Genomic DNA, 1,287 nt, shown 5'->3' with positions numbered 1-1,287 from the left:
TTTTGATTTGAACCTCGCCGATGCGGTGATTATAAACACTTGCGCTTTTTTGGCGTCGTCAATAAAAGAGGCCAAAGATAATATCAAAGCCGCGCTTAAGCTTAAAGCCGAGGGAAAAATAAAGAAGATTATCGTTACCGGCTGTATGGTTGACAGGTTAAAAACCGCAGTTAAAGAAGAATTCCCAGAGATTGATTTAGTTCTTTCCATTTCCGAGCAAACCCGTATGGATAAGCTTATTAAAAAGGAGGGGGAATTTATCAAGAAAATACAAACTTCGCTTTCGCTTTCTCCCTATAAAATGACGCTGACCTTGCCCCACAGCGCATATCTTAAAGTGGCCGACGGCTGTAATAACCGCTGCGCTTACTGCGCCATACCTTACATAAGGGGCAATTACCGTTCCAAAAGTATGGAAGACGTATTGGAGGAAGCCAAAATCATGGCCGAAGACGGCGTGAAGGAATTTTCTCTGATAGCGCAGGATACGACTTCCTACGGGCAGGATTTGTACGGCAAGCCTCAGCTGGAAAAGTTGATTAAAAAACTAGTGAAAATCAAAAAATTGGAACGTATAAGAATAATGTACGCCTATCCGCACCGCGTCAGCCGAGAACTGGCGGAAATTATGGCCGGGGAAGAGAAACTTTACCCTTATATAGATATACCTTTGCAGCATATTTCCGATAAAATGCTTAAAGCCATGCGCCGCCACGCCGGGGCCGCTCAGACAAAAGAGGTGCTGGCAATGCTGAGGGAAACCGTCCCCGGCATAGCGATAAGAACTAATTTTATAGTCGGCTTTCCCGGCGAAACAGAAGCGGATTTTGAAGAACTTAAATCCTTTGTCGCCGATTTTAAATTTGACAATATCGGCATATTTGAATTTTTCAGGGAACCCGGTACGCCCGCTTATGATATGAAGCCGCAAATCTCCGCCAAAATCAAAAAAGAACGCGCCGAAGCGCTTGCCTTTGCGCAGAGCCGCGTTATTGACGAAATAAACAAAAAACTTATAGGTTCCACTGTTGAGGTTATCAGCGACGGGGAAACTTCCGGCCGCACCTATAAAGACGCGCCCGACATAGACGGCACGGCAGAATTTACCGCGCCTGTTGAGGCGGGGCGGATTTTTAGAGGGGAAGTCGTTGGGGCTGAGGGGTATAGGCGCATTATAAAGCCTTTATTTTAATTGTGTTCCACTCAGTCCACGCAGCTAGCAGACTTTAATATTTAGGCAAATTTTGATTTTTGCTTCGGTCGGATACACGGGGCTCCGCCCACTCT

1 protein-coding gene is annotated in these 1,287 nt (G+C 45.8%); it reads left to right on the top strand.

The window, feature by feature from the left end; genetic code table 11:
• Window positions 1-1,192: 30S ribosomal protein S12 methylthiotransferase RimO (rimO, locus tag ACQY26_RS06440; RefSeq protein WP_428048320.1), on the top strand; the 1,192-nt coding region annotated here is incomplete at its 5' end.
• Between the last annotated feature and the right edge of the window lie 95 nt (window positions 1,193-1,287).

Source organism: Candidatus Proelusimicrobium excrementi (genome assembly GCF_937881865.1).
Taxonomy (GTDB): domain Bacteria; phylum Elusimicrobiota; class Elusimicrobia; order Elusimicrobiales; family Elusimicrobiaceae; genus Proelusimicrobium; species Proelusimicrobium excrementi.
This window is presented reverse-complemented; position numbering and strand designations above follow the sequence as displayed.